General features: G+C 56.1%; 2 pseudogenes. Both read right to left on the bottom strand.

Annotation, left to right across the window (positions count from 1 at the left end):
* Positions 1-236, bottom strand: a pseudogene (locus AC6CHM_RS25110) (VWA domain-containing protein); the annotation flags it as partial.
* Positions 233-424, bottom strand: a pseudogene (locus tag AC6CHM_RS25115) (VWA domain-containing protein); the annotation flags it as partial. The pseudogenes AC6CHM_RS25110 and AC6CHM_RS25115, both read right to left, overlap by 4 nt.

Here is a 424-nt window from a genome sequence, read left to right on the forward strand (position 1 = left end):
GCCAGCGCCACGGCGATAATAGCAGCCACTATCAACCAGATTGAAAATCGTGGACGACCTTTGCCGCGTCCTTTGAAGGCGCTGCGCTTTTCCAACGTTCGTAGCAGCGATGGATCGATTGCGCGCACCCAGTCCCCGCCGTTGCCGCTCTGCCGCAAAACATAGCCTAAAACCAGCAGTAGGGGTGGAATGACCAGCCACCATGGACGGAGAAAAATCAATTCGGACAGGTTCATAGGGCCCTCCGCGCCGCGAAAAAACCTGCAAGGCACAGAAGCAAAGCAAGGACCGCTGGATAGGGCCAAAGGTTGTCCTCAACGAGGACCGATGGAGAGGCTACGTTGCTCGCCTCCAGCTTATCCAGGGATGCTGCCAGTTTGCGAAGATCGTCATTGGTCTTGATCAGAAAGCTTTCGCCGCCACT

The sequence above is a fragment of the Phyllobacterium sp. GQ127 genome (assembly GCF_059758635.1).